Origin of the sequence: Pseudomonas protegens, assembly GCF_003732485.1 — a bacterium.
Lineage (GTDB): Bacteria > Pseudomonadota > Gammaproteobacteria > Pseudomonadales > Pseudomonadaceae > Aquipseudomonas > Aquipseudomonas protegens_B.
This window is the reverse complement of sequence record NZ_MOAK01000086.1, coordinates 625,215-626,391: the sequence shown is the minus strand read 5'-3', so window position 1 is coordinate 626,391 and position 1,177 is coordinate 625,215. Positions and strand designations below refer to the sequence as shown.

At 66.8% G+C, this 1,177-nt stretch carries 1 protein-coding gene and 1 pseudogene; both read right to left on the bottom strand.

All coding sequences use genetic code 11. The features are described from left to right. Nucleotides 1-134: pseudogene (locus tag BLX41_RS36700) on the bottom strand (3-oxoadipate enol-lactonase); the annotation flags it as partial. An 11-nt stretch (nucleotides 135-145) separates the two neighbouring features. Continuing rightward, nucleotides 146-1,177: lyase family protein (locus tag BLX41_RS29885; protein WP_259745363.1), on the bottom strand; the 1,032-nt coding region annotated here is incomplete at its 5' end.

Genomic DNA, 1,177 nt, shown 5'->3' with positions numbered 1-1,177 from the left:
GCCCTGGCGCGGCTGTGCTTGTCCCACATGTGCAGATCGGTACCCAGGGAGTTGGACAGCACCAATACCGGCGCGCCTTCTGGCCCTTCGAGTTGATAGTGCAGATCGCCCTCGGCGAGTTTCACGAATCCCACAGCAGTCTCCTTCAGGCCTTCAAGGCAAAATGTTCAGCCACGGCGCGCTCGACCCAGGCCTGGGCCTGACCGAGGTAATGCGCCGGGTCCATCAGACGGTCCAGCTCTGGCGTCGAAAGTTCGGCGCTGACCTGGGCATCGTCCGCCAATACCTCGCGCAGATGGCGTCGTTCGGCCACTGCACGCTTGCAGCATTGTTCCAACAGGTGATGGGCGGTTTCCCGCCCCAGGCGCTGGGCCAGTTCAATGCTCACCGCTTCCGCCAGTACCAGGCCCTGGGTCAGGTCAAGGTTGCGCGCCATGCGAGCACTGTCGACCTCCAGGCCCTCGGCTACCAGCAAGGCTTGTTGCAGAGCCCCGGACACCAGGCAGCAGATCTCCGGCAGGGTTTCCCATTCGGCGTGCCACAGGCCGAGGCTGCGCTCGTGCTCCTGGGGCATGGCGGCGAACATCGTGGCCAAGAGCCCCGGAACCCGGGTCGCGGCGCTGATCAATACCGCCGCGCCCACCGGATTGCGCTTGTGCGGCATGGTGGACGAACCGCCCTTGCCCGGCGCCGAAGGCTCGAAGACTTCCGCCGCTTCGGTCTGCATCAACAGGCTGATGTCCCGCCCCAGCTTGCCCAGGCTGCCGGCCAGCAGGCCCAGCACCGAGGAAAACTCCACCAGACGGTCGCGCTGGGTGTGCCAGGGCTGTTCCGGCAGGCTCAACTGCAGCTCTTGCGCCAGGGCCTGGGCAATCGGCAGGGCCTGTTCGCCCAGGGCCGCCAGGGTTCCGGAAGCACCGCCGAACTGCAACACCAGCAGGCGCGGCTTGAGTTGCTGCAGCCGTTCGCGGCTGCGGGTCACGGCCCCCAGCCAACCGGCGATCTTCATGCCCAGGGTCACCGGCGTGGCATGTTGCAGCCAGGTACGGCCGGCCAGAGGCGTGTCGGCATAGCGCTTGGCCTGGGCCGCGAGTATGCCGCCCAGACGGTTCAGGTCCTGCTCCAGCAAGTGCACGGCGCGCCGCAATTGCAGCACCAGCCCGCTGTCCATCACGTC